The 13423-nt window shown below is 68.8% G+C and carries 11 protein-coding genes; 1 reads left to right on the top strand and 10 read right to left on the bottom strand.

The window, feature by feature from the left end:
• Nucleotides 1-7: 7 nt before the first annotated feature.
• The 7 genes from ACFFGN_RS13850 to ACFFGN_RS13820 all read right to left on the bottom strand — a co-directional run bounded on the left by ACFFGN_RS13850 (nt 8) and on the right by ACFFGN_RS13820 (nt 7975).
• Nucleotides 8-577, bottom strand: coding sequence for a hypothetical protein (locus ACFFGN_RS13850; RefSeq protein ID WP_380047283.1), 570 nt, complete (start codon nt 575-577; stop codon nt 8-10).
• Nucleotides 577-1509: a lysophospholipid acyltransferase family protein gene (locus ACFFGN_RS13845; protein ID WP_380047281.1), complete on the bottom strand. Its 933-nt coding sequence runs from the start codon at nt 1507-1509 to the stop codon at nt 577-579. Before ACFFGN_RS13845 ends, ACFFGN_RS13850 begins: the two co-directional genes overlap by 1 nt.
• A complete protein-coding gene (larAH, locus tag ACFFGN_RS13840) occupies nt 1509-3089 on the bottom strand; it encodes an NPN-dependent hydroxyacid isomerase, LarAH14/15/16 family (RefSeq protein WP_380047279.1) in 1581 nt (526 codons plus the stop codon). The genes ACFFGN_RS13845 and larAH overlap by 1 nt, the downstream gene beginning before the upstream one ends.
• A gap of 48 nt (nt 3090-3137) precedes the next feature.
• Nucleotides 3138-4334, bottom strand: coding sequence for a zinc-dependent alcohol dehydrogenase (locus ACFFGN_RS13835; protein ID WP_380047277.1), 1197 nt, complete (start codon nt 4332-4334; stop codon nt 3138-3140).
• Nucleotides 4331-6619, bottom strand: coding sequence for an HAD-IB family hydrolase (locus ACFFGN_RS13830; RefSeq protein WP_380047275.1), 2289 nt, complete (start codon nt 6617-6619; stop codon nt 4331-4333). Before ACFFGN_RS13830 ends, ACFFGN_RS13835 begins: the two co-directional genes overlap by 4 nt.
• Nucleotides 6616-7353: a bifunctional 1-(5-phosphoribosyl)-5-((5-phosphoribosylamino)methylideneamino)imidazole-4-carboxamide isomerase/phosphoribosylanthranilate isomerase PriA gene (priA, locus tag ACFFGN_RS13825; RefSeq protein ID WP_380047273.1), complete on the bottom strand. Its 738-nt coding sequence runs from the start codon at nt 7351-7353 to the stop codon at nt 6616-6618. Before priA ends, ACFFGN_RS13830 begins: the two co-directional genes overlap by 4 nt.
• A gap of 109 nt (nt 7354-7462) precedes the next feature.
• Entirely contained in the window at nt 7463-7975 is a 513-nt protein-coding gene (locus ACFFGN_RS13820) for a hypothetical protein (protein WP_380047271.1), read from the bottom strand.
• A 66-nt stretch (nt 7976-8041) separates the two neighbouring features.
• Between ACFFGN_RS13820 and ACFFGN_RS13815 the strand changes: the two genes are divergently transcribed.
• Entirely contained in the window at nt 8042-9223 is a 1182-nt protein-coding gene (locus tag ACFFGN_RS13815) for a cytochrome P450 (RefSeq protein ID WP_380047269.1), read from the top strand.
• 445 nt (nt 9224-9668) lie between these two features.
• Here ACFFGN_RS13815 and ACFFGN_RS13810 read toward each other — a convergent pair whose 3' ends face one another.
• From ACFFGN_RS13810 to ACFFGN_RS13800, 3 genes are all read right to left on the bottom strand, one after another.
• Entirely contained in the window at nt 9669-11429 is a 1761-nt protein-coding gene (locus tag ACFFGN_RS13810; RefSeq protein ID WP_380047267.1) for a proline--tRNA ligase, read from the bottom strand.
• A 135-nt stretch (nt 11430-11564) separates the two neighbouring features.
• Entirely contained in the window at nt 11565-11930 is a 366-nt protein-coding gene (locus ACFFGN_RS13805; RefSeq protein ID WP_380047264.1) for a DoxX family protein, read from the bottom strand.
• A 122-nt stretch (nt 11931-12052) separates the two neighbouring features.
• A complete protein-coding gene (locus ACFFGN_RS13800) occupies nt 12053-13042 on the bottom strand; it encodes a M14 family zinc carboxypeptidase (RefSeq protein ID WP_380047262.1) in 990 nt (329 codons plus the stop codon).
• Between the last annotated feature and the right edge of the window lie 381 nt (nt 13043-13423).

Genomic DNA, 13423 nt, shown 5'->3' with positions numbered 1-13423 from the left:
CAGTGCGCTAGCGCCAGGCGAAGGCGAAGAGCAGGCCCGCGATTCCGCAGGCGACGGCGATGCCGAGGAAGACGGGCAGGTGGAAGTGACCCGTGCGGGGTGCACCCGGCACGGGTGGCAGGCCGAAGTGGTTGGTGATGCGCTGGGGGAGCACCACGCCGCGCTGACCGGCCTCCAGTAGGGCCTGTCGCAGCGCCGCCGTCACAGGTCGGTCCACCGGTAACGGCAGGGCCAGCGTCGTGACGGGATCGGACAGCAGCAGTACGCGACTGCCTGCGCGGCCAGTCTGAATACCTGCTCGCCGGATGGCGGTCAGGTCCAGCGACTGCCGTCCGAGCACGGTTCCGGCCTCGAGGTACCGGCCTCGGACGCGGGGCCGAAATCCCACGCACATGATCGCGAGGGTTCCGAAGAGCAGGGCCGCTACCAGCCCAGCCAAGAGGCAGACCTCCGCCAGCACCGACGAACCGCGAGCGACACCGGTGATCAGCGCGGTGAGTACGGTCATCGGCGCCAGCCCGATCGCGACGCGTGGACCCCACGCCAGGCGGCGTGGGGCCGGCTCGTTGTCGCGCATCACTTCCAGGCGCGGCGTTTGCTTCCGGCCGGGGTGACCGGGGCGGTGGATTCCCAGACCCGGCGCCAGCGGGCCGCGTCGGGTCCGGACTGCGAAGGGGACGTCCCGGCGGCGGCGCGACGACGCGCGTCCCACCAGGTCGAGGACTCCTCGTCGAGCAGAGCAGAAACCGCCGCCGCGATGCGCGGAGCGAAGTCGCGAGCGCTCTCCCCCTCGGCCGGCCGCAGCGCGTCGCCGTACCGAACGGCCACGGACGGACGACCGGGAACGGGCCAGCCGCGGCCGCGCGGCATCGCGGCGAACGAACCCTTGATGCCCACCGGAATCACCGGCACGCCGTGCTCGACGGCGAGATAGGCCGCACCCATGCGGAAGCGTTCCATCCAGCCGTCCTGCGAGCGGGTGCCCTCGGGAAAGACCACAACGTTCCAGCCGTCGGCGAGCAGGTCGCCCGGGGTGGAGCTGAGCTTGCCACTGCGGCGCTCGATCGGGAACGTGTTGAACACGATCGCCGAGGCCGTCGCGCGCCACCAGGTGTCGAAGAAGTAGTCCGCTGCCGCGGCCACGGCCGTCTTGCGCCGCCACGCGTCGGGCAGCGTGCAGAGGATCAACGGCGTGTCCAGATGCGACGAGTGGTTCGCCACGATCAGGCACGGGCCGTCGATCTTCGTCAGCGCGTCCAGACCGCTGACCTGCGGGTTGACCTCGTACCGCAGGACGGTGTTCAGCGCGCCCTTCTGCACGACCTCGCGCAGCGCGATGGCGGCCGGCGTACGCGCCCAGCGGGTCGAGAAGACCGAGGTCTCCTTGGGAATGACATACGGCTCGGCCGAGCGCGGCACCTGCGGGCGACGGCCCCAGCGCCAGCCGCGCGCGACCTGCTTGACGTCACGCACGGTGTCTCGGGAGAACTTGACCAGGCTCGTCCCCATCAGCGCACGTCCGCGAGCAGATGCGGCGGGTTGTGCAGGTAGGTGATCGACGGCGAACGGCCGACCGAGTGGCTCACCATCTCCAGCGCGTCCTGCAGCGTCGACGCGGACCGGAAGCCCATCCGCTCGACGGACTTGCGGTTCGCACCAACCCAGACGATGTCGCCGCAGTGGTCCAGCGCGTGGCTGATCCAGTACCACATGTAGAACGGGTGCACGCCGTGGTACGCGTTCGAGGTCCGGTACAGGTGGATGTACCACGGGTCCTCGGCGTACTGCTTCTCGAACTTCGCCTCGATCGTGGCCGGGTCGGTCGACTCGGACAGGACCTCCTCGAAGAAGTCCACGTATGACGGGTGGTGCAGCTGGCTGAACTCGTAGTCGACCGGGTGATACAGGATCACCGCGCCGTCCTTGCGAACGATCGGCTGGCCGATGTAGGAGTTGAAGTAGTACCCGAGGCCCATGCAGGCGGCCAGGATCGGGTTCATCACCGAGTTCACGTTGTACGGGCCGACAAACGGCACGCCCATGATCGCGACATCGGCCTGGCCCTGGACCTCGACCTTGTGCTGGTTGTGCACGGCCTCGATGGTCTTGTCGTGCACCGGCTCGATCTTGCCGGCGTTGATACCGGTCAGGCCGTAGTTCGCCCGCACGTCCTGGAAGATCTTGCGCCGGACCCGGGTCGGGGCCAGGTCGATGCCGCGCTTGGCGGCGAGCATCGAGGCCTGGTCCTTGATCGACCACTCCCACTCACGCTTCTGCAGGAACTCCAGCGGGCCACCGAAGATGTCGTTGTTCAGCGTGGTCTCGATCTGGAAGACCCGCACGTGCGACGTCAGCACCTCGCCCATCCGCCAGGCGGAGTGGTGCATCTTCGAGACCTTGTGGTCCATGAACGACCGCGAGTGGATCATCGTGTGGCTGTTGTGGTGGTGCTTCAGCGACTTGTACGACGCGAGGCCGATCGACGTCGACTTGTGGCCGCCGTCCATCGCCACCAGGTTCACGTTCACGTAGACCAGCAGGTCGGACTCGGCCGCCCGCTTGGAGATCTCGACGTCCTCGCCGTGCTTGGTCTGGCCCAGGTGGGTCAGGTTCGCGGCGTCCTCGGCGTCGAAGTTGTACAGCTTGCCGTCGGGGTAGAACGACCGGAACACCCGCTCGCCGACGATGTCGCGCAGCTCGTTCGGCGTGAGCCGGCGGTGCAGCGCGTTGGCCGAGATCAGCTCGACGTCGTCCACACCGGCGTCGGCCGCCATCGTCAGCACGGCCTCGATGATGCGCTGCCGGATGTCCGGCTTCTTCATCGGCGGCAGCGGCAGGGAGATGTCGTCGAACGCGATCGTCAACCGCATGCCCGGGCGCAGCAGCTCCGGCAGCGGCTCGGACTCCAGCGGGTTCAGCAGCGCGTTCTGGATGGCCTCCTCGACGTCGCGCACCGGGGGCAGGGCCTCCGGTGGGTACACCACGCGAGTGCCGAGCGGGAACCGCTCCAGCTTGAATCCCTCACCGTTGTGCACGAGCAGCGGCGGTGTGCGGTCATCGACCTCAAGCACGAATCCAGGCCGGGACATGTCAGATCTCCTCTTTGATACGGGCGTTCGTCATACCGACCTCAAAGTTCATGCCGACCTCACATCGAAGGCGACCTTCACGGTACCGAGACGACCGGCGGACTGGGCGTGGTCAAGGGCCTCGCGCCAGCGGTAGAGCGGGTAGGTCGCGCCGACCACGCCGTCGAGCGGGGCCTTCGCGGCCAGTTCGAGCGCGGTCTCGAAGGCGGGTCTGCCGTTCGGCTCGTCGCGGGCCGAGGCATACGTCCCGGTCAGCTCCAGTTCACGGAACCACACCGGAGACAGATCCGCACCGGTTGACGGCATGCCACTGAGCACCACCCGGCCACCGGCCTTGGTCACCCGCAGCACGGTGTCGATCGAGTCCTTGCTGCCGACGGCGTCCACCGCGACGTCCACGCCGCCGAGCAGGAACTCGCGGCCGAGCTCGGGCTTCAGCCGGAAGGCGCCGGTGGCGCGTCGTACGCCGCGGAAGACCTCGTCCGGGGCGACCACGTCGCTGGCGCCGAAGGCCCGGGCCAGTTCGCGCTGCTTCGCGTGCTTCGCAACCACGGTGATCCGGCCGGCCTGGGTCAGCTCCCGCAGGGCCAGGGTCGCGAACAACCCGACCGCGCCGGCGCCGCTGACCAGCACGGACTGGCCCGGCTCGATCTTGGCGCGCAGGGCGGTGTGCACCGCGCAGGCCAGCGGCTCGGAGAGCACGGCCCGCTCGTTCGACATGCCGTCGGGTACGACGTACAGCTGGCTGCGATGCGCGACCATCACGTTGCCCCAGCCGCCACCGGTGTCCTGGCAGAACCCGGTCTGCAGCCCGGGCGCGACATGGCCGACGGTGATGCGGTCGCAGCGGTTGGTATCACCCGAGCTGCAGCCGTCGCAGGCCTCGACGCCACGGGCGGCGCAGGTCAGGACCGAGTCCATCACCACGCGGGTGCCCTTCGGCAGGTCCTCGCAGTCGTCCAGCAGTTCGCCGACGATCTCGTGGCCTGGCACGAACGGCATCGAGACCATCGCGGAGAAGTAGAGCTTGGTGTGGCCCGTGACCATGCCGAGGTCGGAGCCGCAGATGCCGGACAGGATCGGCCGGATCCGGGCCCAGCCGTCGCGATCGGCCTTCGGCTCGGCGATCGTCACCAGCCGCAGCGGTGCCGCCGGTCCGGTCAGGATGGCCGGAATGCGGCCGCCGACGGCCTTGGCCGCCAGGTAGCGGGCCGGCGAGCGGTACATCTCGAGCGCGAGCATCATCGGGCGTTCACCCCGGGAATCTCCAGACGGGACGAGGTGGCCGGGGTCTTCCAGTCGACGATCTGCCAGCGGCCCGCGCGGGCGGCCCGGTACAGCGAGACGTCGGGCGAGACCGCGACCGGGTTGCCGACCGTGGTCAGCATCGGCAGGTCGGAGTGGCTGTCGGCGTAGGCATACGACTTCGACAGGTCGATGTCGGTGCCGCGGGCGCGGTGCTTGATCCAGGCCGCGCGGGACTCACCGACCAGCGGCGGCCCGGTGAGGAATCCGGTGCAGCGGCCACGGTCGTCGACCGCGAGGTCCGCCGCGATGATCTCGTCGAACAACGGCTCCAGCGGCCGGGTCAACGGCCGGACCGCGCCGGTGATCAGGATCGTGCGGTGACCGGCCGCCTTGTGCTCCCGGATCCGCCGCACGGCCGCGCCGCTGAGGCGCTCCAGCACGTGCTCGGCCAGCACCTCGTCGACGATGTGGTTCAGCTGTTCGAGGTCGGCACCCTGGTAGCGACGGTAGATCGTGCGCAGGAAGGTGCCGCGGTCCTTGCGCTCGGCCGAGACCAGCTTCGGCAGCTTGCGCAGCATCGCGCCGATCTCACCGGCACGCTGGTGCGAGTCGAGCTCGGGCAGCCGCATCCACAGGTACGTCTCGATCACGTTCGACGACAGCAGCGTGCCGTCCATGTCGAACGCGGCGATGATCGAGGAGTCGCCCGGCGCCAGCTTCTTCAGCGCGCCACCGGACTCCGCGAGGGCCTTGTTGCGCTTCTTGCGAACGACGTCCAGGCGGCGCAGCGAGTCGGTGACACTCGGGCAGTGCACCTCCTGCAGGTAGTGCTGCCAGTCGACGATCGCGGAGTCACACCAGAACTTCTCCCGGTCGTCGCCTTCGAGCGCGTTGTGCAGCGCGAGCACGTTGTCGTCGATGAACTGCAGCTCGGCCTGGGCGTATTCGGAGTACAGGTCCATGTAGCGGCGCAGGAAGTCGAGCCGCCGCTTCTGTACGTCGAGCTCGCGTGCGTACTTCAGCGTCTTCTCGCCGCGCGGGATGTGCGTGATGATCTGGTCGGCGATCTTGTGCGCGCGCTCGCCGTACCGCAGCAGGCTCTCGACCGAGTCGCCGCCGGGGAACTTCCACACCGGCAGCCGGACCGCGCCACGCTCACCGAGATCGAACGGGTGCTTCTGGAAGTACGCGCGCACACCGGCGTACAGCTGCTCGAAGGTCAGCGGGTTCCGGGCGCCGGAGCTGACGTGGTAGTACTCGGGCTTGTTCAGCTCGGGCTCGGTCGCCATCACCGCGCAGATCGCGCCGACGACGTGGTCCACCGGGATGATCTCGACGACGGAGTCGGGGCTCGCCGGGAACTCCGGCAGCTCGCCACGGCCGTAGGCCAAGATGAGCGGCTCGGCCATCTTGAAGCCCTCGATCCAGCCCGGGAACGGGCTCTGGACCGCGGACTCGATGATCGCCGGACGCACGATCGACGTCGGCAGGGTACCGGCGAACTCCTCGACCACGCGCTCACCGAGGGCCTTGGTGAAGGTGTAGCAGTCGGTCCAGCCGAGGCTGCGGGCGCGCTCCGTACCGGTCTCGACCAGCTTCTTCGCGACCCACTCGGTACGGCGCCGCTCGGTGTCGGCCGCCGCGGTCAGGTGGCCGGCGCGGCGGTGCAGCTTCTCGGCCTCCTTGCGGAACTTGGTCAGCATCGCGGCGCTGCGCGACTCCTCCTCGACCCGGTCCTTCATCGCCATACCAGCCTTGGCCTCCACCCGCCAGTCGACGTTGTGGTCGACCGGGGCCTCGGGAATCGCGCCCCGGCGGCGGCCCGCGGTGTAGGCGGTGGAGATGTGCACGTAATGGACCGGCCGCTGGGTCTCCACGATCCGCTCAAGCAGGCTCTTCGTGCCGAGCACGTTGGTGGTGAAGGCGTCGTGGATCGGCGGGTCGAAGCTCACGTCACCGGCGCAGTGCACCACGATGTCGAGATCCGTCGGCAGCGCCGGTACGTCGGACAGATCGCCCTCGACGACCTGCACCCGGGCCGCGGTCAGCGCGTCCGCGTCGGCGAACGGCGTGCCCTCGCCGTAGAACGGCTTGAAGATGTCCTTCTTCAGCAGCTGCGCCATCCGGGCGGAGCCGGTCAGCGAGCCCTTCGGCCGGATGATCGCGACCACGGTGGTGTCCGGCAGGTCGCCGATCATCCGGTGCAGCAGCGCCTCACCGACAAAGCCGGTGATGCCGGTGACCAGGACCTTTTTGCCGGCCAGCTTTTCGGCCAGACTCACTGATTGCCTCCACGGGTGAGTTCGAGTGCCTCGGTCAGGGTGAACGCCCCCGCGTACAAGGCCTTTCCGACAATGACGCCCTCCACCCCGTCGGCGACCAGCGTGCTCAGCGCGCGCAGGTCGTCCAGGCTGGAAACGCCGCCGCTGGCGACGATGGGCTTGTCGGTCCGGGCACACAGGTCGGAGTAGAGCTCCAGGTTGGGCCCCTGCAGCATGCCGTCCTTGGTGACGTCGGTGACGACGTACCGCTCGCAGCCGGCCCGTTCGAGCCGCTCGAGCACCTCGTAGAGGTCGCCGCCCTCCTTGGTCCAGCCGCGCGCCGCGAGCGTGCGCCCGCGCACGTCCAGGCCGATCGCGACCCGGTCGCCATACTCCGCGACGATCCGGTCGCACCACTCCGGGTTCTCCAAGGCGGCGGTGCCGATGTTCACTCGGGCCGCGCCGGTGGCCAGCGCGTTCGTCAGCGACTCGTCGTCGCGAATACCGCCGGACAGCTCGACCTTCACGTCGAGTTTGCCGGTCACCTCCGCGAGCAGCTCGCGATTGCTGCCACGCCCGAAGGCGGCATCCAGATCGACCAGGTGGATCCAGTCGGCGCCGGCGTTCTGCCAGGCCATCGCCGCCGCGAGCGGGTCGCCGTACGACGTCTCGCTGCCGGCCTCGCCCTGCACCAGCCGGACGGCCTGACCGTCGGCCACGTCGACGGCAGGCAGCAGCACCAGGTTCTCAGACATGGGGCACACCCTAAAGGTCGGCACCCCCCGTTCCGTAACCCACTGGCCCGCTGAGTCGTTCCCTCTCGATCTGTCTCAGCAGTACCAGCGGGTGCACTGGTTCCGGTTTTCAGGCCTTCCTACGCCACCCAACGGAGGGCCTCGGGTCGGCCGTCGGCCAGGGGTTCTGCGCGGTGCGGAAGTAGAGCACGGCCAGTCCGGCCGAGAGCGCGGCCGAGGCGACGAGCCCGCCGCCCAGATCCACCTCGTCGTTGCGTCCGACGCTGATCGCCAGGAGTACGAGGGCCGCGCTCAACCCGATCGCGACCCAGCCGAGCACCTGGCCGACCCAGCCGCCGATCTCGGCTGGCGGCAGGAGGATCCCGCCGACCACTACCGCCAGGACTAGCGGAAGGAGGAACGCCAGGTACGGCGAGAGGGCGTACTCGCCGGGTTCGGCGCCGGAGGTGTCGAGGAAGGTGACCAGGCCCCAGCCGCTGTACTCGTGGTCTGTGCCGGTATTGGCGGCGGCTTTGGTGTCGTGGATCCATCGGCTCGACGCCGAAACCGCCAGCAGCACACTCGCCGCCACCAGCAAGATCCGCTCGTGCACCTGGTCCCGTGTCACTCCGAGATCACTCACCTCCAGAGCGTAATCCCCCACCAGGGTCCCCGTCGGGCTTCCCGGAGGGTCGCGGACACTGGGTGGATGCAGAACGTTGAGGTGTCGACCGGCGAACTCGAGCAGGACCCGCACGCGGCGCTCGCGGCGATGCGTACCGCTGGGCCGGTCGCCTGGGTGGAGTCGCTCGGCGCCTGGGTGGTCACGACGCGGGAAATGGCGATGCGGGTGATGCGGGATCCGGAGACCTTCACCGTCGACGACCCGCGCTTCTCGACCGCCCAGGTGGTCGGCCCGTCGATGCTCTCGCTGGACCACGCGGACCACGCCCGGCACCGCGATCCGTTCGAGGCCCCGTTCGGTCTGGCCCAGACCCGCGAACGCTTCACCGCCTTCGTCGAGGCCGAAACCGACCGCCTGGTCTCAGCCATCGAACCGCTCGGCCGCGCGGATCTCCGCCGTGCCGTCGCCGGGCCGTTGTCCGTCGCCGTGGTCGCCGACTCACTCGGCCTGCCGGGAACCGATCCCGCGACCGTGCTCGACTGGTACGACGCGATCTCCGCCTCCGTCACGGGTGTCTCGGCGGGCTGCCCGGTCACCGCGGCCGGCGGCGAGGCCTTCGACCTGCTGTACGCCCACGTCGCCAAAGCCATCGCCACCGGTAAGGTCGATTCGTCGCTGGTCGCGCACGCCGCCCAGGCCGGTCTCGACACCGACGCGGTGGTCGCGAATGCCGCCGTGCTGATGTTCGGCGGCATCGAAACGACCGAAGGCATGATCACCAACGCCCTCTGGCACCTCCTGACGAACCAGGACCAGCTCGAGCTCGTACGGGCCGATCCAGAGCTCCTCGCCAACGCCATCGAGGAATCCCTCCGCCTCGAACCAGCCGCCGCCACGGTCGATCGCTACGCCACCCGCGACGTCGAACTCGGCGGCGCGACCATCCGCCAGGGCGATCTCGTCACGGTTTCCCTGGCCGGGGCCAACCGCGATCCCGCGGTCTTCCCATCGCCGGACTCCTACGACGTACGCCGCCCCAACGCCCGCCGCCACCTGGCCTTCGCCAGCGGCCCGCACATCTGCCTAGGCATGCACCTGGCCCGCCTGGAAGCCCAAACCGCCCTCCGCCACCTCCTGACCCGCCTCCCCGACCTCCGCCTGGACCCGTCCGGCCCCTCCCCCGCCCCCCACGGCCTCGTCTTCCGCAAACCCCGCACCATCCCCGCCCTCTGGTCCCACCCCAGCCCCCACCGGCCCAAGCCCTAGCGTTCATTCGCCAACAGGTGCCCCCGGCCCTCCCGACGCGACGCGCGTGTCGCCGTTCATCGGACCCTCGTGACGCGGCGTGTCGCCGTTCATCGGACGCTTGTGACCGGGCGTGTCGCCGTTGATCGGACCCTTGTGACCGGGCTTGTGCGCGGAGATTCCGTGCGACGGCCGAAGTGGTTCGGAGCCGGTCTATGCGCGGTCCGCCGCTCCGCTGCCGAGTTGTTGCGCGACTACCCGGCTGCAACCAGGTAGTCGCCACAAAAACCGGCAGCCAGCCACCTCAATCCCGGTAGCCGCGCCAAACCCCGGTATCTGCCCGCCCTGAATAACCGCGCGCCCTGCATGGCCAGCCGCCCGTGGTCACAAGCGTCCAATGAACGGCGACACGCCCGGTCACAAGCGTCCGATGAACCGCGACACGCCGGGGCGCGCGGGGGTGGGGTTAGCCGCGGACTACGGAGAGCAGGTGGTCTACGAGGTCGGCGACGGGGACGTTGGAGCGTTCGCCGGAGCGGCGGTCCTTGACCTCGATGACGCCGTCGGTGAGGCCCTTGCCGACCACGGCGATGGTCGGTACCCCGATCAGCTCGGCGTCCTTGAACTTCACGCCGGGTGACACCTTCTCGCGGTCGTCGTACAGCACGGTCAGACCGCGGGCCTCGAGCTCGGCGGCGATGGCGGCGGCCTTCTCGAAGACCTCCGCGTCCTTGCCGGTGGCGACCAGGTGCACGTCGGCCGGCGCGATCTCGCGGGGCCAGACCAGGCCGAACTCGTCATGGTTGCCTTCGGCAATGGCCGCGACGGCGCGGGTGACGCCGACACCGTACGAGCCCATGGTGACGGTGACGAGCTTGCCGTTCTGGTCGAGCACCTTGAGATCGAGGGCCTCGGCGTACTTCTTGCCGAGCTGGAAGATGTGCCCCATCTCGATGCCGCGGGCCGATGACAGCGGACCCGAACCGTCCGGGGCCTCGTCACCGTCGCGCACCTCGGCGGCCTGGATCGTGCCGTCGGCGGTGAAGTCGCGGCCGTACACCAGGTTGATGACGTGGAAGCCGGTCTTGTCCGCGCCCGTCACCCAGGCCGAGCCCTCGGCGATCCGGGGGTCGAGCAGGTAGCGGATCCCCGAGGTGTTGTCCTTGCCGAGCACGCCCGGGCCGATGTAGCCCTTGGCCAGCGCGGGGTTCTTCGCGAAGTCGGCCTCCTCGAAGGGCACCACCTCGGCAGGCTCGACCTGGGCGCCGAGGCGCTTCTCGTCGATCGCGCGGTCGCCGGGCACGCCGATGGCCAGCGGCTCGCGCTTACCGTCGGGGTGCACGAGCATGACCAGCACGTTCTTCAACGTGTCGGCCGCGGTCCAGGGGCGATCCGCGCGGGCGTGCTTCGCGTTCAGCGCGTCGACCAGGGTGTCGATCGTGGGTGTGTCCGGGGTGTCGACCACCTCGGCGGCGGGCACGCCCGAGGCGTCCACGGGCGCGGCCTGGGGCACCACGACGGCCTCGACGTTCGCCGCGTAACCACCGGGGCTGCGGACGAAGGTGTCCTCACCGTTCTCCGCGATGGCGAGGAACTCCTCCGAGGCCGAGCCACCCATCGCGCCCGACATCGCCTTGACGATCACGTACTCGAAGCCGAGGCGGTTGAAGATGTTGATGTACGCCTGGCGGTGCAGGTCGTACGACGCCTGCAGACCGTCCTGGTCGATGTCGAACGAGTACGAGTCCTTCATCACGAACTCGCGCCCACGCAGCACACCGGCGCGCGGCCGGGCCTCGTCGCGGTACTTGTTCTGGATCTGGTAGATCGACAGCGGCAAGTCCTTGTACGACGAGTAGAGGTCCTTCACCACCAGGGTGAACATCTCCTCGTGGGTGGGACCGAGCAGGTAGTCGGCGCCCTTGCGGTCGGTGAGCCGGAACAGGTTCGGGCCGTACTCCGTCCAGCGGCCGGTGGCCTCGTAGGGCTCGCGGGGCAGCAGCGCGGGGAAGGTGAGTTCCTGCGCGCCGATCGCGTCCATCTCCTCGCGGACGATGGTCTCGACGTTGCGCAGCACCTTCAGCCCCAGCGGCAGCCAGGTGTAGATACCGGGCGCGGCCCGCCGGATGTAGCCCGCGCGGACCAGCAGCCGGTGGCTCGGGACCTCCGCGTCCGCCGGGTCCTCGCGAAGGGTTCGGAGGAACAGCGACGACATACGCAAAATCACGGGAGTCTCCAAGCAAACCGGAAAAAGGTGGAACAACTGACCGCAAGAGGATATCCGTCTCGGACCAGTGCTCTCACCCGACTTTCCGGACCTGGGGATAACCGGGCCGCCGGGCTGTGGAAACAACGCGCCGGGTCAGTCCTCGCGAGCGGCTTTCAGCGCGGCACGGATGAGCGGCAGTTGCAGTGGCAGCCGCGCGAATCCGATCGCCTTGGCCCGGGGCGAGCCCTTGCGGTTCAGGTCGAGCGCCATCTGCACGTTCGCCGGGAAAACGGCCGCCAGCAGGCCCGCCGACGCCAGCCCGGCCGCCCGCCGCGTCCGCGGGTGCAGCAACCCGGCCGCGCAGACCACCTCGGCGACACCGGACGCGTAGACCAGCTCCTTCTTCCGGGGCAGCTGCCGCGGCACGATCCGCTCGAACGGCTCCGGCTTCACGAAATGCAGCACGCCCATCAAACCGAGCAACGCCGCCAGCCCCGTCGTACTCCTGCTTCTCGCCATGCCCGCACCTTACCCGCGAGTAATGACCCGGCGCTACGGCAGGGAAAGGCGATCGGCCCGGAGCCGCTCATGCGCCAGAGCGGTTTCGGGCCGATCGCGGTTCAGGGGTACGGCGTACCGGGTCAGGACCCCGGCAGCGCGCCGTACGGATTGGCGGCGGCCTTCGCGGCGTAGATGAAGGCGCCCTTGTTCTTGGGCCAGAAGGTCGAGTCCATACACGTGTACGGCGGCAGGAATCCGGCGCACGCGCCACTGCCCGGACCGACCTCGAAGGTGTACGCCGGCAGGCCGCGCGTTCCGTACGCCCAGTCGTCCGTGGCGCCGGGCGCGAAGTACCCGACGCCGCCGTCGCCGGTGGTCACGGGATAACCGTTGAACGCGGACATCTTCTTGCCCAGGGCAACAAGCGCGGCCCGGTTCGGCGCCGGGTTGTTCGTATAACCCCACGGCGCCAAGATGTCGTTCCCGTAACTGTGCAAGGTGATGAACAGCGCCCGGGTATCAGCTGTCGCCGGGTCGTTCACGTCACCCTTGGTGTCGCGCGTGATCCGATTGACCAGCCCCTCGATGGCAAGGGTCTCCGGCTCCGACGCCGGCCCGGCCCCCGGGTTGGTCTCGTCACACGGACCACCCTCGTTGGGATCCCACTGGAAACTCGAGTTCCGGTTCAGGTCCACCCCGGTCGAACCGAGACCACAGTCACTGGTGTTGTTCGCGTTCTTGCGCTGCAGAACGGGCTTGCTCGGGTTGGACGCGACGATGTCGACACCATCCGGGTTCGCCATCGGCACCACCCACAGTTCCCGCGAGTCCACCAGCGCCGTGATGTCGGCGTCCTTGCCGTACGAGTTGACCAGCAGATCGATCCACCGATACGCCAACTCCCCCGTAGCCACCTCCCGCGCGTGGATCTGCGCGTGCAAGATGAACTTCGGCTTCTTTCCCGTCGCGTTCAGCTGACAATCGCCGGCCTGCCGCTTGGTAATACAAAGGGCCTGAATATCATGCCCACCCAGCCCCTTGCTCTTCTTCCACGAGTCACCGATATCGAACAGACTCACCAACTCCGGAAACGCCTTCGCCACCGCCGCGTTGTGCTGCTCATGCCCCAACGCCGTGTGATACCCCCCGTAATAAGCCGACCCATCCGCAGCCTTGGCAACTCGCCCCGCCGGAATCGGCTGATAAACCTCCCCCACCTTGCCCAACTCAACCCCCAGCCCCCGCAACCGCTCAACCTCCCCCGCGGTAGCCACCACCACCGGCCGCGCCCCATGCCCATGCCCCACATCAAAACCAAGCCGCCCCAAAGCCCCCACCCCAAGCCCAAGAGGCAACCGCATGGAGTAGTAGGCCGGGTCACCATCACCGGCCGGAACACTCGGCGCAACGGTCCGCGGCTCAACCACAAACCCACTAACAGCCAAGGCAACAACAGCCAAACCAGCAAGACTCTTAAGTCGCTTACGCATAGAGATTCCTTCCGCCGGGCG

The organism is Kribbella deserti (assembly GCF_042434725.1).
GTDB lineage: Bacteria > Actinomycetota > Actinomycetes > Propionibacteriales > Kribbellaceae > Kribbella > Kribbella deserti.
The sequence above is the reverse complement of the archived record's forward strand: the minus strand, read 5'-3'. Positions and strand labels throughout refer to the sequence as shown.